A 26,361-nucleotide genomic window follows, 5' to 3' on the forward strand; every position below is an offset into this window, starting at 1 on the left:
CCAATGCCTAGCGCGCTGCCTCTCGGCGACCCCGCTCCATCCGACGGCGCTCTGCCGCCCACCGCGGCAGCCGGCTCCGCCGAGCGTGATTTCGGCCTGTACGTTCACATCCCCTTCTGCGCTGTTCGCTGCGGGTACTGCGATTTCAACACGTACACCGCCGCTGAACTCGGTGGGGGAGCGTCGCAGGCCAATTACGCGTTCACGGTGCAGCAGGAGCTCCAGTTTGCGGCCGGAGCGCTTGCCGCTTCAGGTGTTGCCGACCGCCCGCTGAGCACAGTCTTCTTCGGCGGAGGGACACCCACGCTCCTGCCCTCGGCGGACCTGGCACGGGTACTCCGCACCGCCGTCGACATCTGGGGCCTGGCACCGGGAGCCGAGGTGACGATCGAGGCCAATCCCGACTCCGTCACGCCTGAATCCCTCGAGGAACTGGCGCGTGCAGGTTTCACCCGCGTGTCATTCGGCATGCAATCCGCTGTGCCCCACGTTCTCGCGGTGCTGGACCGAACCCACTCGCCGGCGCGGGTCCCCCTTGCCGTCGAGTGGGCGCGTGCTGCCGGGCTCAAGGTGAGCCTGGATCTGATCTACGGCACACCGGGCGAGGACCTTCAGGACTGGCGGACGTCCCTGGAAGCGGCGCTTGCCCTCGAACCGGATCATCTGTCCGCTTATGCCCTCATCATCGAGGACGGCACCGCGCTGGCCCGCCGTATCCGGCGCAGTCAGGTGCCCATGGTCGACGACGACGACCACGCCGACAAGTACGAACTCGCCGACACCCTGCTCAAGTCGGCCGGAATGGCGTGGTACGAGGTAAGTAACTGGGCCCGCTCCGGTGAGGATCAGTGCCGCCACAACATCGCGTACTGGAAAGGCCATGACTGGTGGGGAGCAGGGCCGGGCGCGCATTCACATATCGGGGGGACCCGTTGGTGGAACGTCAAGCATCCTGCCGCTTATGCTCAGAGACTTGCGGCAGGCGAGTCGCCCGCGGCCGGACGTGAAGTTCTGGACAAGGACGCCCGCTACGTTGAGGACGTTCTGCTTCGCATCCGGCTTGCTGATGGTTACCCGACGGAGAACCTGCAATCCCCGGGACGCAGGGCTGTAGCAGGGCTGATAGCTGATGGTCTCATCGACCCTGTGGCGGCGTTCAAGGGCGCCGTGATCCTGAGTGATCGCGGGCGGCTACTAGCCGATGGCGTGGTCCGTCGCCTTTTGCCGGACTGACGTCCTAGTGGAAGATCCGGAGATTGAAGGGGTACTGGTAAGGCCTGCCGCGGTTCACATGGATGCCGGCTGCCACCGAGAAGGCCGCGAGCGTAACCCAGATGAGGGCGTTCAGGACGGCGAAAAGCCCCCCAATGCCCGGGAGCAGGGACAGCAGCAGGCATACGGCTGCGAGGATGCTCGGCGGGAAAGTGAAGTTGAAGGCTTCCTTCGATTCCTGCTCCGTGAAGGGCCCCCGGTCCCGATAGATGAGGAAGATAACCAGAGACGGCACAAACCCCAGGATCCCGAGAAAATGGGCGAGGGTCGCCCATTGGCGATCCTCGGAGGGAGTCAGCGCGGGAGCGCTTGGACTGGCACCCTGGAAGGAGGTAGTTCTGTCCTGGGAGGCGGGAGGAGTCTGTGCGACACCGCGCCGATTAGCGCTGTTGGACAACGAAAATTCCTTCGGACTGATAGGGCTTCACCGCGCATTCCGCGCAGAACTTACTGTCTAAGGGTACTGGGTGAAGCGTGCCCGTGCAGTTCCCACGACTTACAGCGATGCTGGGGCTACGCGTTCGGCCCCGGCCCGGTAAGGAAGTCGATGACCTCTTCGACCCGGGCCAGCAGAGAGGGTTCGAGGTCCGCGTAGGTGTTTACGCCGCTCAGAATGCGCTTCCAGCCGTTGGCGATATCCGCCTGGGAGGAGCACGGCCAGTTTAGCCGCGTCAGTATCCCTGTTTTCCAGTCCTCTCCGCGGGGAATGACGGGCCACGCCTCCAATCCGAGAGCACGCGGTTTCACTGCCTGCCACACATCGACGTAGGGGTGCCCCACAATCAACACATTGAGCGCTGCACCGGTCACTTTCATGGCCTGTTCGGCGATTCGAGCTTCCTTGGTTCCGGGCAGAAGGTGATCAACGAGGATACCGAGGCGCCTTCCGGGTGAGGGAGCGAAGTCGCGGACCGCCCCTGCCAGGTCATCGACCCCGTGCAAGGGCTCGACGACGATGCCCTCAACCCGCAGATCATCGCCCCACACCTTCTCGACCAGCTCCGCATCGTGTTTGCCCTCGACCCAGATTCTGCTCGCGCGGGCTGTTCGGGCACGCTGGCCGGTAACGCGGACCGAGCCCGAGGCTGTGCGCTGGGGCGTTGCGGTGCGCTGCAGCGCGGGAACCATCTCAACGGGGGAGCCCTCGTGGTGAAAACCGAATCCCAGGGGAAAGGTCCGCCGTTTGCCGCGGCGGTCCTCGAGGATCATGACATGCATACCGCCGGACTTCTCAGTACGAAGTATCTCGCCGACGAACCCGCTTTGAACGTCCTCTAGGACGATGCCCGGACGCGCCTCAACCTTCTCAAGGACGACGCGTCGGGGCTGGGAAATGTCCTGTGCGCCCCACTGGTGATACGACATGTGATTTCGCTCGCTTCCGCAAATCCCTGCCCGCTGGAACAGGCAGAGCCAATGCTAACAATCGCAGCGATCGTATTAGACTTGGCACTTAGGCGTGTTGAGTGCTAACTCGTTGAGTGGGCAATGCGGTATATCGGAGGTGAATATGAGCGAGCCCAGGCGGCTTGAAGTCCTGCGTGCCATCGTCGAGGATTACGTCCATTCCCGTGAGCCGGTAGGGTCCAAGGCCCTGGTTGAGCGGCACCAGCTCGGCGTGTCCTCGGCTACCATCCGCAATGATATGGCGCTCCTCGAAGAGGAAGGCCTCATTACCGCCCCGCACACCAGTTCCGGCCGCATTCCCACTGACAAGGGTTACCGGCTGTTCGTCGACCGCATCGCTGAAGTGAAGCCGTTATCCGCGCCCGAGAAGCGTGCCATCCGTGCCCTTCTGGAAAGTGCCGATGACCTGGACGACGTCCTGGACCGCACGGTAAGGCTCCTCGCACAGCTGACCAATCAGGTCGCGGTCGTTCAATACCCACATCTGGGCGCAGCGTCCGTCCGCCACATCGAGCTGGTACTGCTCGCGCCCGGCCGCGTGCTGGTGGTGCTCATTTCCACCAACGGGGCGGTGCAGCAGCGGGTCGTGCCCGTCCCTGCCGACGCAAATGAAAACGAATTGGCCGATCTGCGTCAGCGCTTCCTGACCAAAGTGTCGGGCGTGCGCCTACCGTCGCTTCCTTCGGAACTGGCGTCCTGTGTGGCCGAGCTGCCGCCCGCACTCCAGTCGCTGGGCCAGGCACTGGCGCACGGCCTGGAACATCTCTCCGCCGCGAACCGGGAAGATCGGATCGTCATGGCAGGAACGGCCAACCTTGCCCGCTCAACCCTGGACTTCCCGTTGACCATCGGCCCTGTGCTGGAGGCCCTCGAGGAACAGGTGGTCATGCTTCGGCTGCTCTCCGAAATGGAGCAGGATGCCCTCGGCGTTTCCGTCCGCATTGGTCGTGAAAACCCGTACGGTGGCCTTGCAGAGGCCTCGGTGATCGCCACGGGATACGGGCCGGACGCCCTTGCCAAGGTGGGAGTCCTCGGACCCACCAGAATGGACTACCCCACCACCATGGCCGCCGTCAGGGCGGTGGCCCGTTATCTTTCCCGCATCCTCGATGAGTCATGAACGGATGACGGACCCCTTGAACCAGAGCCGCTCGCGCGGTGAGATTACAGGAAGTGATGTGCAGGAGTGAGTAATCACTACGAGGTCCTAGGTGTTGCACGCGACGCCAGTGGCGAAGAGATCAAGAAGGCTTACCGGAAGCTGGCCCGCAAACTTCATCCGGACGTCAACTCCGGGCCGGAAGCAGCTGAGGAATTCAAGCTGGTGACCCGCGCCTATGAAGTTCTCTCTGATCCGCAGAAGCGGCGCGTCTATGACACCACCGGAAACGAGAACGGAACGGACAACGGCTTCGGCGGCGGTTATGCCGGCCCCGGATTCGCATTCCAGGACATCTTCGAAACCTTCTTCGGAGGCGGCGGCCCCAGCGGTCCGCCGTCGCGGACCCAGCGCGGACAGGACGCACTCATAGCCGTCCGCATTGATCTCAAGGACGCCGTCTTCGGCACCAACAAGAAGATCGAGGTGGACTCCGCTGCGGTGTGCCCCACCTGCGACGGATCGTGCACCCAGCCGGGCACATCTCCGAAGACTTGCGATATCTGTGGTGGCTCCGGGCAGGTGCAGCGCGCGGTCCGGTCGATCCTGGGCCAGGTCATGACGACGGCGACCTGCGGCACTTGCCAGGGCTACGGCACCGTCATTCCCCATCCGTGCAACGAATGCAATGGCGACGGCCGCATCCGTTCCCGCCGCAGTCTTACCATCAAGGTTCCCGCAGGTGTAGCCACCGGTACGCGGATTCAGCTTGCCGGACAGGGTGAAGCGGGCACTGCAGGAGGACCGCAGGGTGATCTGTACGTCGAGATCCGGGTCAACAGCGATCCCACCTTCCTCCGCGAAGGAGATGACCTGCACGCGACCCTGAGCGTGCCAATGACAGCGGCGGCGCTTGGCACCACCGTGACGATGACCAGCTTCGACGGGGACCAGGAACTGACCATCAAACCGGGAACCCAATCCGGAGAAGTGATCACGCTCAAGGGCCTCGGCGTCACACATCTGCGGGGATACGGCCGGGGAGACCTTCTCGTGCACCTGAGCGTCGAAACTCCACGGAACCTTGATGCAGCCCAGGAAGAGCTGCTTCGACGCCTCGCGGAAATGCGTGGTGAGCAGTTCACCGAGGGGCAGCTGGCAAGCAGTGGATCAGGAGTCTTCGCCCGGCTGCGCGAGCGCCTCGGCAACCTCTGACCGGTAGAGAATCATGACCAACCAGGCATACTTCGGCGATCCTGCGGAGGTTCAGGCCGCCGTTGCCGGCGGCAGCATCACACTGCGAGGAACGGAAGCGCACCATGCAGCCACTGTGAAACGCGTGGTGGCCGGTGAGACGGTGGACCTCTTGGACGGCGAGGGAAACCGCCTGGGCTGTACCGTCGTCGATGTGTCCGGCGCGGCCGTCGTCATGACAGTGGATACGGTTTCCTTCGAACCGCTGCCGGCGACCCGCATCGTCCTGGTGCAGGCTCTTGCCAAGGGTGATCGGGCCGAGATGGCAGTCGAGGCCGCAACCGAGCTTGGCGTCGACGCGGTCGTTCCGTGGCAAGCTGACCGAAGCATCGTGAGGTGGCGCGCAGACAAAGCAGTGAAAGGGCAGGCGAAGTGGGAATCCGTCGTCCGTGCAGCGTCGAAGCAAAGCCGGCGTACCCGTGTGCCCGAGGTCCTCGACACAGTGGACAGCAGGGGCCTGGGGCGTTGGCTCGCCGATGTAGCGCACCCGGTCCTGCTGCATGAGGAAGGGCGAATTTCCCTTGCGAGCTATTGGAACCGCCGGTCCGAGGATCACACGGGAACAGTGGCGGTGATCGTGGGGCCCGAAGGGGGTGTGAGCCCGCAGGAGGTGACCCTGTTCGAGGAACACGGGGCCGTTCCCGTGCAGTTGGGAACCAACGTCCTGCGAGCCTCGACCGCCGGACCTGCGGCGATTGCCGTCCTGAATCAGCTCCTGGGCCGCTGGTAATAGGCCGCTGGCAAAGGGCCACTGCTGTTGAAGCTGGTCAGCGGATGCTGACCAGCTTGTCATCTGCAATGGTGTCAGCGGCAGGCCCTTCGCCCGGGTCGGCTCCCGTCGATTCGTACACCTCGACAAGGTATGTCCCCTCTTCCAGGGAGACGCTGAATTCATAGAGTCCGACGGCACCCGTGCCCGCCTCGACGGGAACGGATCCAGCGACCACATCCTCCGTGAAAACACCGCCTGCATTCACCCGGCGGATCCGCCAATCGAGGCTCGGATCAGTTGTCGTGGTGCTCCCTTGGACGATGACCGTCCGGTCGTTTTTGAGGGAACTGTCCTGCGGATTGATGATCCAAACGGGAGCAATAGCACTCACGTCGCGTTGAAGAACAGACCCCAGCTCGATATGGCCGAACGCCTTGTAGCCGGCCTTCCCGTCCACCAGCAGCCGCACGCTGCTGGGACTGCCACTGATGATCAGCCCTGAGTTGGCTGCCGCGGCTGTCGCGGTGTACACAAGCTGCTGCACAGCACGTCCGGCAACATCAGCACCGATTCCAGCGGCGAATGAGTCTGACGAGATGTCGACGGTGATGACGTTGTCAGGCGAGATCGATGTATTGACCGCAGATGCTTCCAGCCAGGGGCTGTAGTAGTCGTCGTCGAGCGGTTCCGAACTTGTCATTGCCCAGACTGCGTCAGCGATCGGATCCCCGGAGGACTCACCGGGCAGGAACTCGCGGTAGAGGAGTCCGTTCGCACTTCCCAACCAGTAGACGGGAAGGAGTTCGTCGGAGTCGGTGGCTGTCGGGCTCTGCACGTCCAACTCGGGCATGCTGGCAGTCGATTCCAGGAGCAACTCCGCCTCTGTCCCCAGCTCCGAGGTGGGCTCTGCCGGTCCTCCGATGGTGCAGGCCTGGAGGCAGAGCGCCGCTGCAACGACGATGGATCCCTTCCAATGGCGGCCTGGAGTTCGGTTTCCGGAAGGAGGAGTGGCGGCCATGTGTTCGGCGTCTCCTCTCATCCAAAGTTATGAAAATGCATAGGTGCAGCACCGCTGTTGTTTCAACAATCGGCAATGCCGCGGAAGCATCCGGTGCCGCAGCGAGCAGCACAATCCAGCTTGGCATAGGTGCTGGCCGCTACTGTGCGGTTTTCCCGAATCGCCGCCTGACTGAAACGCGATTGATATCGGGCCGTTGCGTTCCTGAGATCTTCACCCTTTCGGACCCCCGGGAATGATCGGCCTGCATCACGCAAGCGGTGGCAGGGCTGCGGCGGTACGCTTGTAGGAGGCTTATTCGCAGGCCTGGACCAGTAGATCACCGGAAGATCCGGCATACACAAGGAGAGATGGAAGGCTCAAGGGCCGCTACTATGACCGATTCCGCAGTGGGTATGGGGGCCGCCGGCCTGGACAGCCGGGTCATTCAATTCGATTCCGCCGACCAGATGGTGCAGGCCCTGGGCGCCAACGACGAGGCCCTTGCCATGATCGAAGGGGCGTTTCCCGGCGTCAAGCTGCACGTCCGCGGCAATGAACTGTCCATCACGGGTCCCGCGACCGACGTTGGGCGCACCGAGCGCCTGATCGGTGAGGTACGCACTCTTGCTGCAAACCAGACGCCGGTAACCGCGCAGGTGCTCGAGCAGCTGCTGTTCATGCTGAAGACGCAGGGTGCAGCGAAGCCGGCCGAGATCCTGTCAATGAACATTCTCTCGTCGCGCGGCCGCACCATCCGGCCCAAGACAGTCAACCAGAAGAATTATGTCGAAGCGATCGACGCGCACACCATCGTCTTCGGCATCGGCCCGGCGGGTACAGGCAAGACCTACCTGGCAATGGCCAAGGCTGTTCAGGCCTTGCAGCACAAAGAAGTCAACCGAATCATCCTCACCCGTCCCGCAGTGGAGGCCGGGGAACGATTGGGCTTCCTGCCGGGCACGCTCAACGACAAGATCGACCCCTACTTGCGTCCGCTCTATGACGCGCTCCACGACATGATGGATCCGGACTCGATTCCCCGCCTCATGGCTGCCGGAACCATTGAAGTGGCACCCCTTGCCTACATGCGTGGCCGGACTTTGAATGACGCGTTCATCATTCTCGACGAGGCGCAGAACACCACGCCTGAGCAGATGAAGATGTTCCTGACGCGGCTTGGTTTCGGATCGCGCATGGTAGTCACGGGCGACGTGACCCAGGTTGACCTGCCGGGCGGCACCAGCTCGGGCCTCCGGGTAGTCAGTGAGATCCTGCAGGGTGTCGACGACGTCGCATTTTCCCGCCTGGATGCCACCGACGTCGTAAGGCATCGTCTGGTCGGCGACATCGTCTCCGCCTACAGCAAATGGGACGAGTCGCAACGCGCGTCGCTGAACGGCCGCCGGAATACCGGAAAGGCTGGCCGCAATGAGCATTGAGGTCAATAACGAGTCCGGAGTCGAGGTCGACGACGAGGCACTGGTCCGGCTCGGTCGCCACGTGCTGGAGCGTCTTTTCGTGCACCCCGAATCAGAGCTGTCGATCATCCTGGTCGACATCGAGGCCATGGAGAAGCTCCACATCGAATGGATGGACGAGCCGGGACCCACGGACGTTTTGTCCTTTCCCATGGACGAGCTGCGTCCCGGCACCGCCGCGCGGCCAACTGCGTCAGGCATCCTCGGCGACGTCGTCCTCTGTCCTGAAGTGGCCCGCACTCAGGCGGACAACGCCGGGCACAGCATGAATGAGGAGCTTCTCCTGCTCACCACACACGGCATGCTCCACCTGCTGGGTTTCGACCACGCGGAACCCGAAGAGGAGAAAGAGATGTTCGGTCTCCAGCGGCAGCTTCTGGCCGACTTCCTTGGCGGTGCCGCCCCGCGGGAAACCACGCGGTGACCGCGCACAGAGCGATGAAGCAGTTCCGACCATGATCGTCTTCCTGCTGGCGCTGATGGCAATCGTATTTGTGCTGATTGCAGCGCTGGTCACCGCTGCTGAAGCGGCCTTCAGTTTTCTTTCCCGCCAGGAAGCGGAAGCGCATCTCCACGGGCCGAGAGGCAAGTACGTCCAGCGCATCCTCGACTCGCCCGTGTCGCATATGCACGCGCTGCGGTTCTGGCGTGTCTGGTTCGAGATGGCTGCCGCTGTAGCGGTGGCGCTCCTGTTCGCCGACGTGCTGGACAACATCTGGATTGCCGGGCTCCTGGCTACCGTCACAATGGCGGGCCTGGGTTTTGTCCTCGTGGGGGTTTCACCCCGCCAGCTCGGCAGGACACACGCTGCGACGCTCGTACCGGTGACCGCACATCTCGTAGGTGTGCTGCGGGTCGTGCTTGGACCCATCCCTCGCTGGCTCGTCGGTGTCGGAAGCGCACTTTCTCCCGGTTCGGCGCGTGCCGAGGCTGCATTCTTCACCGAGGAAGAATTCCGCGCGCTCCTCTCGCGGGCGAATGAGGCGGAGATGATCGAAGACAGCGAAGCTGAACTCATTCACTCGGTTTTCGAGCTCGGTGACACCAAGGTGCGCTCGGTGATGGTGCCCCGTACGGACATGGTCTCGATCGAAGCTGGATCGACCCTTCGCCAGGCGATGTCGCTGTTCCTGCGTTCGGGATACTCCCGTGTGCCGGTCATTGGGGACAACGCTGACGACGTTCGGGGCATTTTGTACCTCAAGGACGTCGTTGCGGTACTGAACGCCCAGAACCACGATGATCAGGATCCTGTCGATGACGTTTGCCGCGATGTCCGGTACGTTCCCGAGTCCAAGCCGGTCAGCGACTTCCTGCAGGAACTGCAGCGTGAGTCGACCCACGTTGCGATTGTCATTGACGAGTACGGGGGTACGGCGGGTCTCGTGACTCTCGAGGACCTCATCGAGGAAATCGTGGGCGAGATCGTCGACGAGTACGATTCGGAAGTCCCCGAGATGGAGGAGCTTCCAGAGGGCGGGTTCCGCGTCAGCGCGCGGATGAGCATCGATGACCTTGGCGAACTCTTCGACATAGATCTCGAGGATGACGAGGTGGACACTGTCGGTGGCCTGCTCGCAAAAACGCTTGGTCGTGTGCCGATCGTCGGCAGTGAAGTGCGGGTGGGCGACATTGCTCTGCGCGCGGAACGCGTCGAAGGACGGCGTAACCGTGTCTCGCATCTACTCGCATGGAAGGTCGAGCGGCAGTCGGAAAGCGACGACCACGCAGACCAGTTCAATGAAGGTTCGAGGGAAACGGTGGATAACAAATGAGCACCCAGCAATACCGCGCGGGATTCATCTCGCTGGTAGGCCGTCCCAATGCAGGCAAGTCGACCCTGACCAATGCGCTCGTCGGCCACAAGGTGGCCATCACCTCGGCCAAACCCCAGACAACGCGCCACACCATTCGCGGCATTGTGCACCGTGAGGATGCCCAGCTCATCCTTGTCGACACGCCGGGCCTGCACCGGCCCCGCACGCTTTTGGGACAGCGCCTCAACGATCTTGTTGCCGACACTCTCGCCGAGGTTGACGCCATCGGATTCTGCCTTCCTGCCAATGAGCAGATCGGTCCCGGTGACCGCTATATCTCAGCCCAACTGGCGCAGCTCAAGCGCAAGCCCGTTATCGCCGTCGTTACAAAAGCTGACCTCGTCAGCAAGGAGGCGCTGGCACGCCAACTGCTTGCGGTGGCTGAGCTCGGCCGCGAGGTGCTTGGCGAGGACGGTTGGGCGGATGTGGTGCCTGTGTCCGCCGTCGACGGGTACCAGGTGTCCACCGTTGCCGACGTTTTCGCGACCCACATGCCGGAATCTCCGCCGCTGTACCCCGATGGTGAGCTGACCGACGAGCCGGAGGCCGTCATGGTCGCCGAACTCGTCCGGGAAGCAGCCCTTGAGGGAGTGCGCGATGAGCTCCCGCATTCTCTCGCCGTCGTTGTTGAGGAGATCGTTCCGCGCGAAGGCCGGCCGGAGGATAACCCACTGCTTGATGTGCGCGTGAACCTGTATGTCGAGCGCCCCTCACAGAAGGCCATTGTGATCGGCAAGGGAGGCGCGCGCCTGCGCGAGGTTGGGACGGCCGCACGGAAGGGGATCGAAGCGCTGCTCGGCACGAGGGTATACCTCGACTTGCACGTGAAGATCGCGAAGGACTGGCAGCGCGACCCGAAGCAACTCGTTAAGCTCGGCTTTTAGCCGTCCGTAGTGGTTGCAGTATTTTCGGGCACTACGGGCGACCGCTGCTCGTTGACCTACAGATGCCTCCCTGGGGGCGGCAAGAGATCGAACCAACTCGAAAGGGCCGAGGGTCATGAGTGAATCCGGCGGCGGGCGTCCTGGCTCTCCGGATGGCATACGTCTGGGGACGGGCGGCCGGCACCTCGGCAGGGGACGTCCGCGTGTCCTGCAGATCGTCGCGATCTCCCTCGTCGCCGCGCTTGTGGCGGTCGTAGGATTCGTGGCTTTTTCGGTGGTTCGCCTTCAGGGGAACGTTGCTACCGAGCCGCTCAATCTGTCGACGGACGGCGAGACGCAGCTGCCGGTCGACCTGAGCCGCGACCCTGTGCAGATCCTCATCATCGGCAGCGATACCCGAACGGGTCAAGGCGGGGATACGGAGCCGGAGGATGCCGAAGGTCAGGCGGATGTCATGATGCTCATGACCATGTCCGCAGACCGCAGCAACGTAACGATGGTCTCCTTCCCGCGCGACCTGCTGGTGCCGCTGCCGGGGTGCCACAACCCGGAGACCGGTGCCGCTAGCGATGCCATGGCGTTGGGGCAGCTGAACAGTTCACTGGCCAACGGTGGACCGGGTTGCACCGTTGCAGCCATTAACGAACTTACCGGCCTTCAGGTGGATCACTTCATGATGGCCGACTTCAAAGCCGTCACCGAGCTGTCGAAGGCCGTCGGCGGCGTCGAAGTGTGCGTGAATCAGGAGGTCGATGATGAGTACTCCGGCCTGAAGCTTCCGGCGGGAACCAGCGAGATTGAGGGTGAACAGGCCCTCGCGTTCCTGCGGACCAGGCATAGTTTCGGGAGCGGCGGCGATGAGGGACGCATCCGCGCGCAGCAGGCTTTCCTTGCCTCGCTGGCTCGCAAGGTCAAGAGCGAGGGCACACTGACCAACATTCCGCGCGTGTACTCCATTGCGGAGGCCGTTACGCAGAACCTCACGGTTGATGACGGGCTCGTGGAGATCCCGGAATTGCTCAAGCTTGCAGGCAGGTTGCAGCAGGTGGACCTGGGTAACGTCGCATTCGTGACCGTACCGGTCGTTCCCTACGAGGTTGACCCGAACAGGCTTGTCCTTGACGAGGAAAAGGCGGACGATCTTTTTGCCGCGCTCCGGAACGATCGGGACATCACCAAGCCCGTGCAGGAGCCCACGCCGTCTGCTAGCCCGAGCACCGGTCCTTCTGCGGAGCCTGAGCCCACCGAACCTGTTCCTACCCCGACCGCAGAGGAGCTCGGCTTCGATCCGGCGCTTGTGCCGATCACAGTGCTCAATGCATCAGGTGAGTCCGGACGCGGGCAGGAGCTGCAGGAGGTTCTACTCGGCGAAGGATACACACAGGCGGCCGTCTCAGACGCCGATGACCGGCCGGCGACCCAGCTGTTCGTCGGCCCCGGCTATGAAGGGATAGCGCCCGCCGTCGCGGAGCTCTTCGGTCTGGCTGAGGTCCAGATCGTTCCGAGCGCTACGGCGATCGGACTCGAGCTTTCCGTCGGCAGCGACTTCACCGAAGGCGAGACCGTCGAAACGGAGGGCATCGCAGGTGACCTGCGCGGCCAGACAGCGGCGCAGGTCACCTGTCAGTCCTGAGGAGCTACCAGATACGCACGCGGTCAGCTGGCGCCAGCCACAGCGCGTCCGAATCCGTCACGGAGAAAGCTTCGTGAAACTCATCCAGGTTCCGGACCACCTGGTTGCATCGGAATTCGTTCGGTGAATGCGGATCAATGGCAATGCGGCGCGCTGCTTCCTCCGGACGGATGTTCTGTCGCCAGCATTCGGCCCAGGAGTAGAAGAATCGCTGGATTCCCGTGAGGCCGTCAATCACAGGCGGCTCGGTTCCATCGAGACTAATTAAGTAGGCGGCCAGGCTGATTCCCAGTCCGCCGAGATCGCCGATGTTCTCCCCCAGGGTCAGCTTCCCATTGATCGGGTGATCCGGTGCCTCCGTAGGAGCCAGGTCGGCATACTGGCTCACCAGTTGTCCGGTCAGCGCCTCGAAAGCAGTTCGGTCCGCTTCCGTCCACCAGTTGTGCAGTGCTCCCGTCCCGTCGAACTGGGATCCCTGGTCGTCGAATCCGTGTCCGATCTCGTGACCGATGACCGCACCGATGGCACCATAGTTAGCCGCCGGGTCCGCCTCGGCGTCGAAAAACGGCGGTTGCAGAATCGCAGCGGGAAATACGATCTCGTTCATCGTCGGCATGTAGTAAGCGTTCACGGTTTGCGGAGTGAGGTGCCACTCGCCGCGGTCGATCGGGCCGCCGAGCTTTGCCAGTTGCCGGTCCGTTTCAAACTCGGTGGCTCGCCGCACGTTGCCATACAGGTCACCCGGGACAATCTGAAGCGTTGAATAGTCGATCCAGGAGTCCGGGTAGCCGATCTTCGTGGTGAAAAGACTCAGCTTCTCGAGTGCCCGCTTTCGCGTGTCAGCGCTCATCCATGCCAAACGGCTGATCCGCTGGTGATAGGCCGCCAGGAGGTTCTCCACAAGTTCACCCATGATGGCCTTGTGTGATTCCGGGAAATGCCGCGCCACGTATTCTCGACCGACAGCTTCGCCGAGGGCCCCTTCGACAACCGCAACGCCTCTCTTCCATCGCTCCTTGAGCTGGGGTGTGCCGCTGAGCTTGGTCCCGTAGAACGCAAAGTGGACGTTCACGAAGTCCTCACTCAGGTAGGGTGCCGCCTGCAACAGCACCCGCGCAGCCAGCCAGTTCTTCCAGACGGGAACCGGTACTTCATTCAGGGCGTCCATCAGGCCGGCCAGGTATGCCGGCTGGTTCACGATCACTTCCTCCGGGAGCCCGACGCCGGCAGCCAGCTCTGTGAGCCACGCTGCCAGAAGGGGAGCTTCCGCCGCCAGATCAGAGGTGCGGCGAAGGTTGTAGGTAGCCTGCGGATTCCGCCGCGTCACGGTGTCCATGTGCGACGACGCGAGCCTCGCCTCGAGATCGAAGGTGCTGGCCGCGGCAGCGCGGCTCTCCGGGCGGCCCGCCAGTTCGAAGAGCTGATGCAGCATTTCTACGTAGGCAAGACGTGCCTCCTCGAACTTCTCTTCCCGGTAATAGGACTCATCGGGCAAGCCCAGGCCGGACTGGTAAAGATGGAGGAGATAGCGCTCAGGGTTACCGGCATCGTTGCTGACATAGGGGAGGACTATTCCCGCGGCGCCGGAGCGCGTGAGCCGAGCATCGAGCCGGGCCAACTCATCCACTGTTTCGGCCGCATCGATAGCGTCGAAAACCGGCTTTACAGGCGTCGCGCCCGCGCTGTTGAGATGGCTGACGTCCATGAAGTCAGCGAATAGCGCACCGATCCGGAAGCGATCGCCGTCGTCATTCTTGTCGGCAGCGGCGTCTTCGACAATCGCACGCACGGCGAGTTCAGCGGCATCCGCGAGTTGGGAGAAGGATCCCTCGCGTGCACGGTCGTCGGGGATAGGGGTGTTCCTCAGCCATCCGCCGTTGACATGGCGGAAGAGGTCGTCCTGCGGGCGGACGTCGGGATCGACGTTTGCGAGATTGATGCCTGTTGCTGTCATCGAGGCTCCTTCGTTGGTGCGTCCTCTCATCCTAGGGGCCGTGCTAGTGTTGAAATGTGCGCGCAGAGATGCTCCTTCTTAGCTGCCGTGGCGGGGCTCAACCGACAGGCTAGTCACCAATCGACTACCGAGTCGCAGGCCGAACCCCCGCTGCGGAGTTCGTGATGCCGGCCACCATCCTGTGAAGCCAGAGCCTGAGCGCTCACCCAAGGAAAGGCCACAATCGCCATGCGCAACGCACAGAAACCCTCCGGAATGCCCTTCCATAAGTATGTTCCGTTTCAGGACCAGATCACCGTGGACCTTCCGGACCGGACTTGGCCGGACAAGATCATCACGAAGGCTCCGCGCTGGTGCGCAGTCGACCTCCGGGACGGCAATCAGGCTCTGATTGACCCGATGAGCCCTGAGCGCAAGCACAAGATGTTCGACCTGCTCGTGCAGATGGGCTACAAGGAAATCGAGGTTGGATTCCCCTCGGCTTCACAGACGGACTTCGACTTCGTTCGCCAACTCATCGAGGGCGACCGCATCCCGGACGACGTGACCATCCAGGTGCTCACCCAGGCGCGCGAGCACCTGATTGAGCGGACGTACGAGTCCCTTGAGGGTGCCGATCGCGCAATTGTCCACCTGTACAACTCGACGTCGGTGCTTCAGCGCCGGGTGGTGTTCAACCAGGACATGGACGGCATCGTCGATATTGCGCTCACCGGCGCGAGGCTGTGCCGGAAGTTCGAGGAGAACATGGGCGACACGCACATCACGTACGAGTACTCACCGGAATCCTTCACCGGTACTGAGCTTGAGTTCGCCGCGCGTATTTCCAACGAGGTCGCCGCAGTCTTCGAGGCGTCCGCAGATCGCCAAATGATCCTGAACCTGCCGGCAACCGTCGAGATGGCGACGCCGAATGTCTATGCAGATTCGATTGAATGGATGTGCCGGAACCTGGCCAACCGGGACGCAGTAATCTTGTCGCTCCACCCGCATAATGACCGCGGCACCGGTGTCGCGGCAGCGGAACTCGGCTACCTCGCCGGAGCGGACCGCATCGAAGGGTGCTTGTTCGGCAACGGTGAGCGCACCGGAAACGTCGACCTTGTGACCCTGGGCATGAACCTGTACGGGCAGGGGATCGACCCGCAGATCGACTTCTCCGACATGGACCACATCCGCCGCACGGCTGAATACTGCAACCAGCTCAACGTGCCTGAGCGCTCCCCGTACGGTGGGGACCTCGTGTTCACTGCGTTCTCGGGGTCACATCAGGACGCCATCAAAAAGGGCTTCGAACGGATGGAGGCAGATGCCGCTGCCGTCGGTAAGACCGTCGAGGACATTCCTTGGGCCGTTCCGTACCTGCCGATCGACCCGAAGGATATCGGGCGCTCTTACGAGGCCGTCATCAGGGTCAATTCGCAGTCCGGCAAGGGCGGCGTCGCGTATCTGCTCAAGCACGAGCACAGCCTCGACCTGCCCCGCCGGGCGCAGATCGAGTTCTCCGGAGTAGTTCAGCGGCGCACTGATACCGTCGGCGGTGAAGTCAGCGGAGCAGAGTTGTGGGAGATCTTCCAGGACGAGTACCTGCCCTCACGCAATGGATCCTGGGGACGCTACGTCCTGACGTCCACCAACACCGACACAGCTGAGGACGGTCGGCTCAACCTGACCGCCACGCTCCTGGTTGACGGGGTGCAGCAGCGACGCACCGCGCAGGGCAACGGACCGATCGACGCACTTCTGGCCGTCTTGGGTCAGGACGCCGTCGATGTGCGTGTTCTTGACTACACCGAGCACGCGCTGTCTTCCGGCGGTAACGCACGGGCTGCGGCCTACGTCGAGTGTGCGGTGGGCGAGCGCGTGCTGTGGGGCATCGGCATCGACGCAAACTCGACCATGGCGTCCCTGAAAGCGGTTATTTCCGCGGTCAACCGCGCCATCCGGGATCAGGGCTAAGCCCCAAGGGAATGCGGATTGGAGCCCGGGCGCGGCGACGGCCGCACCCGGGTGCCGGAGTGGGAAAATAGAACGTGGCCAGATCATTCGCGGCGCGTACCTACCGGGCGGAGGGCGTTGTCCTCCGTACCTACAAGCTCGGTGAAGCAGACCGGATCATCGTCCTGCTCACCCGTGATCATGGCCAGGTCCGCGCGGTGGCGAAGGGCGTCCGGCGCACGAGCAGCAAGTTCGGGGCGCGCCTCGAACCGTTCATGACGGTGGACCTCCAGCTCGTTTCAGGACGGACTCTTGACGTCGTGACACAAGCTCAGACGCGTGGAGCCTACGGACACGGCATCGCAGCAGATTACTCCCGGTATACGGCGGCAGCAGCGATCGCGGAAACAGCGGAGAAACTGACCGACGCCGACGGTGAGTCCGCGGCAGCACAATACGGCCTTGTCATCGGCGCTCTGTCAGCCCTCAGCCGCGGGCTCCACCCCTCGGAACTGATCCTCGACTCCTACCTGCTGCGGGCATTGGCAACGGCCGGGTGGGCACCCAGTTTTACGGATTGTGCGCGCTGCAGCGCCCCTGGCCCACATACGGCATTCTCAGCTGCGCTGGGCGGGGCTGTGTGTGCTTCCTGCCGACCGCCCGGCGCAGCGTCGCCGTCGGCGGAGGCCATGGAGCTCCTCGGTGCGCTTCTGTCCGGCAACTGGGCGGTGGCGGATGCGGCTGCGGATTTCGCGCGGCGGGAAAGTGCAGGTCTGGTGGCAGCCTACGTACAGTGGCATCTGGAACGTGCAGTCAAGTCCCTTAAACATGTGGAGCGTGTGTGACAAGATCCCCAGGCGAGCCGTCGCAGCCGTGGCCCCATCCGAGCGGTGAGCTTCCGCCGTCGATCCCTATGGAGCTGGTTCCGGCCCACGTTGCGATCGTCATGGACGGAAACGGACGATGGGCCAACCAGCGTGGCCTGCCCCGTACCGAAGGACACCGGGCGGGAGAAGCTGCGCTCCTGGACGTTGTTGCGGGAGCCATCGACATCGGGGTTCGGCACGTCAGCGTATATGCCTTCTCCACCGAGAACTGGAAGCGGTCCCCAGATGAGGTGCGTTTCCTCATGGGGTTCAGCCGGGATGTTCTGCGCCGCCAGCGCGACCAGCTGAACGAGTGGGGGGTGCGGATCCGGTGGGCGGGCCGGCGTCCCCGCCTCTGGCGCTCGGTGATCAACGAACTTGAGGTAGCTGAGGAAAACACGCGCAGCAACTCGGTGTGCACTTTGACCATGTGCGTGAACTATGGGGGACGGGCAGAGATCGCCGACGCTGCACGAGCCATCGCGGAGGACGTGGCAGCAGGGCGGCTCAAAGCGTCGTCGGTGTCGGAGAAAACCATTCAGCGGTACCTGGATGAGCCGGAACTGCCGGACGTCGACCTGTTCCTGCGCACCTCCGGCGAGCAACGGACCTCGAATTTCATGCTGTGGCAGTCGGCTTACGCGGAGATGGTGTTCATGGACGTCCTTTGGCCGGACGTCGACCGCCGCACGCTGTGGAAGGCAGTCGAGGAGTATGCGTCTCGGGACCGCCGCTACGGCGGCGCAGTGGATAAGGCGCGCACCTGACGATCAGGTCTGTGTCACCGATCCGCAGAAGACACTGATCCGCTGAAGCAGCGCACCCAACGGTCGAGCTCCTCGTACACCTTCCGCCTCACGGGTTCCGAGGACAGCAACGTGTCGTGCAGGGCACCGTCGAACCGGCATACCGTGACGTGCGGGCCGAGCTGCAATGCGCGCTGGGTCATGACCGTAACGTCAAGCACACTGTCGGAGGAGAGCATCGCGTCATTCCACACCGGGCTGATCGTTGACCGCGCGGAGGCCAGGACCAGCACCGGAACGTCGATGGAGAGCCCGCGGCGCACCTGGGCGTGCCCGTTCAGTACGGCGGTGAGCCAGCCTGCACGAATGGGAAAGCCGAACTGCGGTCGCCAGAGGCCATTCAGCTCCCACTCGCCGTCGGCCAGATTACTGATGCTTCGCCAGTAGAACCCAAACTCGGGTAGCTTCAGGCGTGCCTTGGGCCTGAATCTGGTAATCGGCTCAAGCAGTCCCTGAGTCGTGGTGCGCAGGATAGCGCTGCCCTGAATATCAAGCCACGGGCTGTTGAGTATGAGGCTGGAGATTCTGCCGGGGAACCGGTCGGCCCACAGCGAGGCTACCAGTGCGCCGGTCGAATGTGCCATGAGGGAGATCCCCGCCGGGGCTGCCCCGGTTCTGGACTCGATGTCTTCGGCGACAGTCGTCAGCGCAGTGGCGATGTCGTCGTCGTAATGGGAGAGGTCGGTGGCATAGCCAGGTGTCTGCCAGTCCCGCAGGCTTCGACCGTATTTGCGCAGGTCCAGTGCGTAGAAGGCGAATCCACGGTCGGTGAAAAACCGCGCCAGCTCCTGCTGGAAGAAGTAGTCACTCCAGCCGTGGACGTACAGTACGGCCTGAAGTGGCTCCGAGGGCTTACCGCCGCTGAGCCGGTGCAGCAGTCCACGTGCGGTGCTGCGCAGATCCGTCGGCCCCCCAACGCGTGGCGGCGTGTACGAGACGAGGGTAGCTACGCACGGACCTTCCTCATCGGCGCCGAGATCGAGCTCGGTGAGGGCAAAACCGTCACCGAGGTGGTCCGGTTGCCAGTTGATGCCCATGGTTTGAGGATATCGGCGCCGGTACCGAAACTTGGTGAAGCGGCAGGCGCCGTGGGAACTTTGATCCATGCGAATTTATCCTGCCTTCTTCCGCGTTGTCTTCAGCGGGATGGACCCCGAGCGCGCGCACGGAATGGGCTTCCGGCTAATCCGGTGGACCGGCAGGACTCCGGCGGGCAACGTCCTGCGTCGCATCACCCGGCCGGCTCCCGAACTGCAAACCACAGCATTCGGTGTGACCTTCCCGTCGCCGTTCGGTCTTGCCGCAGGTTTCGACAAGGAGGGGCACGGCATTGCTGCCCTTACAGACCTCGGATTCGGCCATATCGAGGTGGGCACCATCACCGGACAGGCCCAGCCCGGCAACCCCAAGCCACGCCTTTTCCGGCTGGTCGAGGACCGGGCGGTCATCAACCGGATGGGCTTCAATAACGACGGCGCTGCTGCCGTTGCCCCGCGCATCGCCGCAGCGCGGCGAACCCTTGAGCGACGCTATCCGACGCTGCGGCCGGTCATCGGAGTGAACATCGGCAAAACCAAAACGGTCGACCTGCGCGATGCCATCGCTGACTACCGAGTCTCGGCCGAAGCGCTGGCTCCGGTTGCCGACTACCTGGTGGTGAACGTCAGCTCGCCGAACACCCCGGGATTGCGCTTGCTGCAAAGCGTGCGCTCACTCCGTCCGCTGCTGAAAGCTGTCCGCACGGCCGCCAACGCAAGTGCGGGAAGACACGTACCGTTGCTCGTCAAGATCGCTCCGGATTTGACCGATGAGGACATCGACGAGGTAGCGGCCCTGGCGCTCGAACTGGAACTCGACGGAATCATCGCAACGAACACCACGATCACGCGGGAGGGGTTGACCACCGCCGCTGAAAAGGTAATGGCGTACGGTGTCGGGGGGCTGAGCGGTGCTCCGCTCAAGACCCGTTCGATGGAGGTGCTGACCCGGCTTCGTCAGGCGGCCGGTCCGCAACTTGCCATAATTTCCGTCGGCGGAGTGGAAACCGGGGACGACGTCGCGGCACGGCTGGAGGCTGGAGCCACCCTTGTCCAGGGCTACACGGCGTTCCTCTACGAAGGGCCGTTCTGGGCGTCGTCCATCAACCGCGCACTGAAGCGCCGGATTCCGCTGAACCGCTGAGCGGCTGCGCCGCCGGATCCCGCTGAACCGCTGAGCGGCTGCGCCGCCGGATCCCGCTGAACCGTTGAGCGGCTGCGCCGCCGGGCGCTCCTCAAGGCGTAGGGGAAGGAAGCCTGCGAACCAGGCTGCTTAGCTCTAGGCGGGGTACTGGCCGCGGCCGACCTGCGTCTTGGGCAGTCGGAGCCGGCGGATCTGCATGGCGCGCGAAATCCCATACCAAAGATCCCCTCGGCCGGGCTCGCCGAATTTTTCGGTCAGCCGGGCCTTGAGCTTGCGGCGCAGCAGCAGGCAGTCGACAACCACGGCAAGGATGATCACCCAAAAAGTGAGCATGACATAACCCTGGAACGTGAGGTTCGGGACGAAGCTGAGCACAACGAAGACCAGCGCGGCGAACATCAGAAACTCGGCAACGTTCCACCGGGCATCCACGTAGTCGCGAACGTACCGGCGGGCAGGGCCCTTGTCGCGGAAGGGGAGATGACGTTCGTCGCCGTTCTCGAGGGCGCGGCGCATGCGCATCTGCTCCTCGCGGCGGGCCAGCCGGTTGGCTTCACGTGCTGCCTTGCGGTCATTGGGAACGAGGGGGCGCTTGCGTGCGGCCTCCTGGACGCTGCGCTTCGGCGTGGGCGCACCCTTGCCTGCCGACCTCAGGCGTTGCTCTTCTGCGGCTTGCTCGGCGGGGTTCTCAGCAACGGCAGCGTCTTTTTTTCGTCCAAACACCCCTCTAGGATACCCGGCCAACGGGCAGCGGATTCCGCGCCCGTGTGTAGGCTCGGGGCATGATCAAGCTATCTACCGATACCCCGCCGGAGACTATGGTTACCGCCTTGCGTTCCAGCGTTGACGCGGCCTTCTCGCGAACCGTCGAGGAGCTGAAGTCCCTTGTCGCCATCCCGGGCGTGGCCTGGGAGGCCTTCAACCCCGCCGAATTGGACCGCAGCGCCGAAGCGGTCGCCGCCCTGGTGCGTTCCACCGGCATCGAGGACGTGCGCATTCTGCGAGTCGACAACGATGGCACGCCCGGAGGTCCCGCGGTCGTGGCGCGGCGCCCTGCGGACGCAGGAAAGCCGACAGTGCTCCTGTATGCACATCACGATGTGCAGCCGCCGGGGGAGCGCGACCTGTGGGAGAGCGAGCCCTTCATCGCCGAGGAGCGCGGGGAGCGGCTGTACGGCAGGGGAGCGGCAGACGACAAGGCCGGTGTGATGGCACATATCGCTGCCTTCCGGGCGGTTTCCGATGTGCTGGGCGACGGCCTTGGCCTCGGCATCACCCTCTTCATCGAAGGGGAGGAGGAGGCAGGGTCTCCCACGTTCCGCCGCTTCCTTGAAGAGCACCGCGAGTTGCTTCGCTCCGACGTCATCGTGGTTGCCGACTCGAGCAACTGGAAAGTCGGTGTACCGGCACTGACGACCAGCCTGCGGGGCCTCGTCGACGGCACCATCGAAGTCCGTGTACTGGATCACGCGGTTCACTCGGGCATGTTCGGTGGTCCTGTCCTGGACGCTCCCACCTTGTTGTCCCGCCTGATAGCCACACTGCACGACGACGACGGCAGCGTCGCGATCGAAGGGCTTCTCGCCACGGACGATGCGACCGTTGATTATCCTGAAGCCGCATTCCGGGCGGACGCTTCAGTTCTGGATGGTGTCCAGTTGGCCGGCACCGGCTCCCTCGCGTCCCGGTTGTGGACCAAGCCCGCCCTGTCCATCATTGGCATCGATGCTCCCAGCGTGGCGGTGTCCTCGAATACGCTCCTCCCAAGCGCGCGGGCGAAGTTCAGTCTCCGCCTGGCACCGGGGCAGGATCCTGAGGAGGCGATGGCCGCCGTCGAACGCCATGTGCAGGCGCACGCTCCTTTCGGGGCGAAGGTGACGTTCACTCCCGGAGAGTCAGGAAATCCCTTCTCCACAGATACCACCAGACCCGCCGCCCAGATCGCCCTGTGGGCGCTTCGGACGGCGTGGGGCACGGAGCCTGTCGAGGCCGGTATCGGTGGGTCCATTCCATTCATCGCCGATCTGACAGAGGTATACCCGGACGCGCAGATTCTCGTCACCGGAGTGGAGGATCCTGATTCCAGGGCACACAGCGCGAATGAATCGCTGCACCTGGCCGAATTCAGCCGGGCGGTCCTGGCCGAGGCCCTGATGCTGGCCAGGCTCAATGCCGCCGGCGCAGCGGACGGGTCGTAGCACCTGCCGGGGCGGCTCAAACGTGTGTGGAATGTTTCGCGGGCATGGTTCGTTACATAGCTGGGCAGCCGTGTGCACGGGACGTACCATTGAACGGACGCGCTGCGAAGCGCTAATAGCCATATGCCGCCCGACGCTGTGTTCGTCGGCACGGATCCGGCGCGGCAGGCACAAGCTAAGGAGAACGCACATCATGAGCACATCAACAAGCGAACCGACTACCGAAGTCGCCGCAGAGACCGAACTGCCGGTACACGAGGTAAACCTCTCAGATGTCGCCGCCAACAAGGTACGCAGCCTTCTGGAGCAGGAAGGGCGCACCGACCTCCGGCTTCGCGTCGCAGTACAGCCAGGCGGATGTTCCGGGCTCATCTACCAGCTCTACTTTGACGAGCGTGTACTGGACGGGGATGCGGTTCGCGATTTCGACGGCGTGGAAGTCATTGTCGACCGCATGAGCGTTCCCTACCTCGCTGGCGCCTCCATCGATTTCGAGGACACCATCTCGAAGCAGGGATTCACCATCGACAACCCCAATGCGGGCGGCTCCTGCGCCTGCGGTGATTCCTTCCACTAAGGGACCGCCCACACAGTACGAACCACGAAGCCTCCGCCATGTATCCGAAACAGGTACACGGCGGAGGCTTTGTTGTCACACGATGGCTGCCGTTGCGGGTAAGCTCTACAGTGAGTAGTAAAACTGAAAGTGCATCGCATTTGGGCTGGCGCCCGAGTAGCGGCGTGCACCGGAAATGCTGTCACCGTCGGTGGCACCGCACGTAAGAAAAGGAAGGGCCGTCTGTGAGTTCGCAGGACCGAACCGGCAGCCGACGCGCAAAGATTTTCAAGGTTTCAAGCCTCGTGGTCGTGGCTGCGCTGTTCTTGTCTGGTTGTTCATCAGAAGTCCAAAAAGGTTGGCTGCCCGCTGAGCGGGACAACACCGACCACACCGGCCGGATCATTGACCTGTGGGTCAACTCCTGGATCGCCGCCCTGGTTGTTGGCGTGATCACCTGGGGTCTGATCATCTGGTGCATCGTGGCGTACCGCCGTCGTCGTAATGAGACCGGCTATCCGCGCCAGATCAGCTACAACCTTCCGCTGGAAGTGTTCTACCTGACCATCCCGCTGTTCATGGTGCTGGTGTTCTTCTACTTCACCGACCGCGACCAGCAGGTCATCGACACGCGTGTCGAGGATCCCGATGTCATCATTGATGTCCGCGGCAAGCAGTGGTCGTGGGACTTCAACTACGTCCTTGAGGACAAGTATGACGCCGGCGTGCAGGCTCAGCTCGATGGTGAACCAGGAGTACCTGAGACACTGCCGACCCTCTACCTGCCGGTGAACCAGACGGTGGAGTTCCGCCTCAACGCCCGCGACGTACTTCACTCGTTCTGGGTTCCCGCCTTCCTTCAAAAGCGCGACATGATCCCTGAGCGCGAAAACTACATCACTCTGACCCCCACGCGTGAAGGCGTCTTCGAGGGTAAGTGCGCCGAATTGTGCGGCGAGTACCACTCCGAAATGCTGTTCAACGTGGCGGTTGTTTCCGAAGAGGAATACGAAGCGCACCTGGAGACCCTTGAGGACGGCCAGCTTGGCGAAGAGTACGACCGCAATCCGCGTAGCGGGGTCGACGGCGAAACTCCGAGCAGCGTCAACGATCAAATTGGGCAGGATTGATTAGATGTCTACTTACGAATACACCGCCGAGGACGCCGGCACTACAGTCGCTCCGCGGGTCATCCCGCGGTCCAAGGGACGTATCGTCGTCAACTGGATCACCTCAACGGACCACAAGACGATCGGGTACATGTACCTGATCTCGTCGTTCGTGTTCTTCTGCCTCGCCGGTGTGATGGCTCTTGTTATCCGCGCCGAGCTGTTCGAGCCGGGTATGCAGATCCTGCAGACCAAGGAGCAGTACAACCAGCTGTTCACCATGCACGGCACGGTGATGCTCCTGATGTTCGCGACGCCGCTGTTCGCGGGTTTCACCAACGTGATCATGCCGCTGCAGATCGGTGCACCCGACGTCGCCTTCCCGCGGCTGAACGCGCTTGCTTTCTGGTTCTTCCTGTTCGGAAGCACAATCGCAGTGTCGGGCTTCATCACCCCGCAGGGTGCCGCGTCGTTCGGGTGGTTCGCCTATGCGCCGCTATCCAACACGACGTTCTCGCCGGGTGTCGGTGGTGACCTTTGGGTGTTCGGCCTTGCCCTTTCCGGCTTCGGCACCATCCTGGGTGCAGTGAACTTCATCACCACTATCATCTGCATGCGCGCTCCAGGCATGACCATGTGGCGCATGCCCATCTTCACCTGGAACGCTCTCGTCACATCGATTCTCGTGCTGATGGCCTTCCCGCCGCTGGCTGCCGCGCTGTTCGCCCTGGGCGCTGACCGGCGTTTCGGAGCACACATATTTGACCCGGACAACGGGGGAGCTATTCTCTGGCAGCACCTGTTCTGGTTCTTCGGCCACCCCGAGGTCTACATCATCGCCCTTCCGTTCTTCGGTATCGTTTCGGAGATTTTCCCGGTCTTCAGCCGCAAGCCGATCTTCGGTTACAAAGGCCTGGTCTACGCAACGATCGCGATCGCTGCGCTCTCTGTGACCGTTTGGGCACACCACATGTACGTGACCGGAGCGGTCCTGCTGCCGTTCTTCGCTTTTATGACCATGCTGATTGCAGTGCCCACCGGCGTGAAGTTCTTCAACTGGATCGGCACAATGTGGCGGGGTTCCATCACTTTCGAGACTCCCATGCTCTGGAGCCTCGGCTTCCTCGTGACCTTCCTGTTCGGCGGCCTGACCGGAATCATCCTGGCCTCACCGCCTCTGGACTTCCACGTCTCGGACACCTACTTCGTGGTCGCCCACTTCCACTACGTCGTCTTCGGCACCGTTGTGTTCGCTATGTTCGCGGGCTTCTACTTCTGGTGGCCGAAGTGGACCGGAAAGATGCTCAACGAACGACTGGGCAAGATTCACTTTTGGCTCCTCTTCCTTGGCTTCCATGGAACCTTCCTGATCCAGCACTGGCTGGGCGTGATCGGTATGCCGCGACGTTACGCGGACTACCTACCCGAGGACATGTTCACCGCGATGAACCAGTTCTCAACGATCGCCTCCTTCGTTCTGGGTGCCTCCCTTATTCCGTTCTTCTGGAACGTGTACGTCACTTGGCGCAGCGGTACGAAGGTCGAGGTCGACGATCCCTGGGGCTTTGGAGCATCGCTCGAGTGGGCAACGTCGTGCCCGCCGCCGCGTCACAACTTCACCTCGTTGCCTCGCATCCGCTCCGAGCGGCCTGCGCTTGACCTCCACCACCCGGAGCTCGCGCAGTGGCATACGCCAAGTTCACCGGCAGGTCAGCTGCTCGGATCCGCTGATCGGAAGGACGCGTAAATGAAGGTAGAAACTCGGCTCTTCTTCTGGGGAGTACCCTTCTTTGTCCCCGTCGCCCTGGTCTACGGCTTTCTGACCAACTGGTCTGAATGGGTAGGCATTCTCGGTATCCTCCTCGTGGGTGGTCTCGCTGGGATGATCGGCTTCTATCTGGGGTTCACGGGCCGCCGCGTTGGCTTGCGGCCGGAGGACCGCCGTGACGCCGAAATCCATGAGGGCTCCGGCGAACAGGGTCACTTCAGCCCCTGGAGCTGGTGGCCGCTGGTGCTCGGTTTGTCAGCAGCAGGCGGATTCCTCGGTCTGGCCGCCGGATGGTGGATCCTCTACATTTCGGCCGGACTCGCAGCCATTGCGCTCGTTGGATGGGTGTACGAGTACAGCCGGGGAGACCACGCCCACTAGGCGCCTGTAAGGACCCTGATCGGCTCGGAAGGCCTCACACAGAAGTGT

The 26,361-nt window shown here is 62.9% G+C and carries 24 protein-coding genes; 18 read left to right on the forward strand and 6 right to left on the reverse strand.

All coding sequences use genetic code 11. The features are described 5' to 3' along the window. The first annotated feature begins 3 nt into the window (after positions 1–3). Positions 4–1,233: a radical SAM family heme chaperone HemW gene (hemW, locus tag AC5RU3_RS05205; protein ID WP_309070023.1), complete on the forward strand. Its 1,230-nt coding sequence runs from the start codon at positions 4–6 to the stop codon at positions 1,231–1,233. Between the two features lie 4 nt (positions 1,234–1,237). On the opposite strand, the gene AC5RU3_RS05210 is transcribed toward hemW, so the two are convergent. Then, on the reverse strand, positions 1,238–1,669 hold the full coding sequence (locus AC5RU3_RS05210) for a DUF4870 domain-containing protein (RefSeq protein ID WP_493964988.1): 432 nt from the start codon (positions 1,667–1,669) through the stop codon (positions 1,238–1,240). Positions 1,670–1,785: 116 nt separating this feature from the next. Further along, positions 1,786–2,637, reverse strand: a complete 852-nt coding sequence (locus tag AC5RU3_RS05215) for a DUF3097 domain-containing protein (RefSeq protein WP_493964989.1) — start codon at positions 2,635–2,637, stop codon at positions 1,786–1,788. Positions 2,638–2,782: 145 nt separating this feature from the next. Here AC5RU3_RS05215 and hrcA point away from each other — a divergent pair, with 145 nt between their 5' ends. The 3 genes from hrcA to AC5RU3_RS05230 all read left to right on the forward strand — a co-directional run bounded on the left by hrcA (position 2,783) and on the right by AC5RU3_RS05230 (position 5,762). After that, entirely contained in the window at positions 2,783–3,799 is a 1,017-nt protein-coding gene (gene hrcA, locus AC5RU3_RS05220; RefSeq protein ID WP_309070026.1) for a heat-inducible transcriptional repressor HrcA, read from the forward strand. Between the two features lie 66 nt (positions 3,800–3,865). Next, a complete protein-coding gene (gene dnaJ, locus AC5RU3_RS05225) occupies positions 3,866–4,993 on the forward strand; it encodes a molecular chaperone DnaJ (protein WP_309070027.1) in 1,128 nt (375 codons plus the stop codon). A gap of 13 nt (positions 4,994–5,006) precedes the next feature. After that, positions 5,007–5,762, forward strand: a complete 756-nt coding sequence (locus AC5RU3_RS05230; protein WP_309070028.1) for a 16S rRNA (uracil(1498)-N(3))-methyltransferase — start codon at positions 5,007–5,009, stop codon at positions 5,760–5,762. Between the two features lie 37 nt (positions 5,763–5,799). On the opposite strand, the gene AC5RU3_RS05235 is transcribed toward AC5RU3_RS05230, so the two are convergent. Continuing rightward, positions 5,800–6,762: a GerMN domain-containing protein gene (locus AC5RU3_RS05235; RefSeq protein ID WP_309070029.1), complete on the reverse strand. Its 963-nt coding sequence runs from the start codon at positions 6,760–6,762 to the stop codon at positions 5,800–5,802. A 374-nt stretch (positions 6,763–7,136) separates the two neighbouring features. Between AC5RU3_RS05235 and AC5RU3_RS05240 the strand changes: the two genes are divergently transcribed. The 5 genes from AC5RU3_RS05240 (at position 7,137) to AC5RU3_RS05260 (ending at position 12,556) form a co-directional block, all read left to right on the forward strand. Further along, positions 7,137–8,183 (forward strand): PhoH family protein, encoded by a 1,047-nt coding sequence (locus AC5RU3_RS05240; RefSeq protein WP_309070030.1) that lies wholly within the window; start codon positions 7,137–7,139, stop codon positions 8,181–8,183. Further along, the gene (gene ybeY, locus AC5RU3_RS05245; protein WP_309070031.1) at positions 8,173–8,646 is read left to right on the forward strand and encodes an rRNA maturation RNase YbeY; all 474 of its coding nucleotides are present in this window, start codon (positions 8,173–8,175) and stop codon (positions 8,644–8,646) included. Before AC5RU3_RS05240 ends, ybeY begins: the two co-directional genes overlap by 11 nt. A gap of 31 nt (positions 8,647–8,677) precedes the next feature. Next, entirely contained in the window at positions 8,678–9,997 is a 1,320-nt protein-coding gene (locus AC5RU3_RS05250; RefSeq protein WP_309070032.1) for a hemolysin family protein, read from the forward strand. Then, positions 9,994–10,923 carry a GTPase Era gene (era, locus tag AC5RU3_RS05255; protein ID WP_309070033.1) on the forward strand — a complete coding sequence of 310 codons (930 nt, stop codon included), beginning with the start codon at positions 9,994–9,996 and terminating at the stop codon, positions 10,921–10,923. Before AC5RU3_RS05250 ends, era begins: the two co-directional genes overlap by 4 nt. Before the next feature lie 115 nt (positions 10,924–11,038). Beyond that, the gene (locus AC5RU3_RS05260; protein WP_309123622.1) at positions 11,039–12,556 is read left to right on the forward strand and encodes an LCP family protein; all 1,518 of its coding nucleotides are present in this window, start codon (positions 11,039–11,041) and stop codon (positions 12,554–12,556) included. A 4-nt stretch (positions 12,557–12,560) separates the two neighbouring features. Here the strand turns inward: AC5RU3_RS05260 and AC5RU3_RS05265 are convergent, their stop codons facing one another. Beyond that, on the reverse strand, positions 12,561–14,510 hold the full coding sequence (locus AC5RU3_RS05265) for a M13 family metallopeptidase (protein ID WP_493964990.1): 1,950 nt from the start codon (positions 14,508–14,510) through the stop codon (positions 12,561–12,563). A 228-nt stretch (positions 14,511–14,738) separates the two neighbouring features. Between AC5RU3_RS05265 and leuA the strand changes: the two genes are divergently transcribed. The 3 genes from leuA (at position 14,739) to AC5RU3_RS05280 (ending at position 18,081) form a co-directional block, all read left to right on the forward strand. After that, positions 14,739–16,469 carry a 2-isopropylmalate synthase gene (gene leuA, locus AC5RU3_RS05270; protein ID WP_309071830.1) on the forward strand — a complete coding sequence of 577 codons (1,731 nt, stop codon included), beginning with the start codon at positions 14,739–14,741 and terminating at the stop codon, positions 16,467–16,469. Between the two features lie 74 nt (positions 16,470–16,543). Then, positions 16,544–17,293, forward strand: coding sequence for a DNA repair protein RecO (gene recO, locus AC5RU3_RS05275; protein WP_309071829.1), 750 nt, complete (start codon positions 16,544–16,546; stop codon positions 17,291–17,293). Continuing rightward, positions 17,290–18,081, forward strand: a complete 792-nt coding sequence (locus AC5RU3_RS05280) for an isoprenyl transferase (protein WP_309123625.1) — start codon at positions 17,290–17,292, stop codon at positions 18,079–18,081. The genes recO and AC5RU3_RS05280 overlap by 4 nt, the downstream gene beginning before the upstream one ends. 14 nt (positions 18,082–18,095) lie before the next feature. Here AC5RU3_RS05280 and AC5RU3_RS05285 read toward each other — a convergent pair whose 3' ends face one another. After that, positions 18,096–19,157, reverse strand: coding sequence for an alpha/beta hydrolase (locus AC5RU3_RS05285; RefSeq protein ID WP_493964991.1), 1,062 nt, complete (start codon positions 19,155–19,157; stop codon positions 18,096–18,098). A gap of 67 nt (positions 19,158–19,224) precedes the next feature. Between AC5RU3_RS05285 and AC5RU3_RS05290 the strand changes: the two genes are divergently transcribed. Beyond that, positions 19,225–20,301 carry a quinone-dependent dihydroorotate dehydrogenase gene (locus AC5RU3_RS05290; RefSeq protein ID WP_493964992.1) on the forward strand — a complete coding sequence of 359 codons (1,077 nt, stop codon included), beginning with the start codon at positions 19,225–19,227 and terminating at the stop codon, positions 20,299–20,301. 135 nt (positions 20,302–20,436) lie between these two features. Here the strand turns inward: AC5RU3_RS05290 and AC5RU3_RS05295 are convergent, their stop codons facing one another. Continuing rightward, positions 20,437–21,024 (reverse strand): DUF3043 domain-containing protein, encoded by a 588-nt coding sequence (locus AC5RU3_RS05295; RefSeq protein ID WP_309123627.1) that lies wholly within the window; start codon positions 21,022–21,024, stop codon positions 20,437–20,439. A 59-nt stretch (positions 21,025–21,083) separates the two neighbouring features. Between AC5RU3_RS05295 and AC5RU3_RS05300 the strand changes: the two genes are divergently transcribed. From AC5RU3_RS05300 to AC5RU3_RS05320, 5 genes are all read left to right on the forward strand, one after another. Next, positions 21,084–22,499, forward strand: coding sequence for a dipeptidase (locus AC5RU3_RS05300; protein ID WP_309123628.1), 1,416 nt, complete (start codon positions 21,084–21,086; stop codon positions 22,497–22,499). A gap of 193 nt (positions 22,500–22,692) precedes the next feature. Further along, positions 22,693–23,076, forward strand: coding sequence for a HesB/IscA family protein (locus AC5RU3_RS05305; RefSeq protein ID WP_309071823.1), 384 nt, complete (start codon positions 22,693–22,695; stop codon positions 23,074–23,076). Positions 23,077–23,300: 224 nt separating this feature from the next. Continuing rightward, entirely contained in the window at positions 23,301–24,185 is an 885-nt protein-coding gene (ctaC, locus tag AC5RU3_RS05310) for an aa3-type cytochrome oxidase subunit II (RefSeq protein ID WP_309071822.1), read from the forward strand. A gap of 4 nt (positions 24,186–24,189) precedes the next feature. After that, positions 24,190–25,911 carry an aa3-type cytochrome oxidase subunit I gene (gene ctaD, locus AC5RU3_RS05315; protein ID WP_309071821.1) on the forward strand — a complete coding sequence of 574 codons (1,722 nt, stop codon included), beginning with the start codon at positions 24,190–24,192 and terminating at the stop codon, positions 25,909–25,911. After that, positions 25,912–26,313, forward strand: coding sequence for a cytochrome c oxidase subunit 4 (locus AC5RU3_RS05320; RefSeq protein ID WP_309071820.1), 402 nt, complete (start codon positions 25,912–25,914; stop codon positions 26,311–26,313). The last annotated feature ends 48 nt before the right edge of the window (positions 26,314–26,361 follow it).

This window comes from Arthrobacter sp. MDB1-55 (assembly GCF_059092925.1).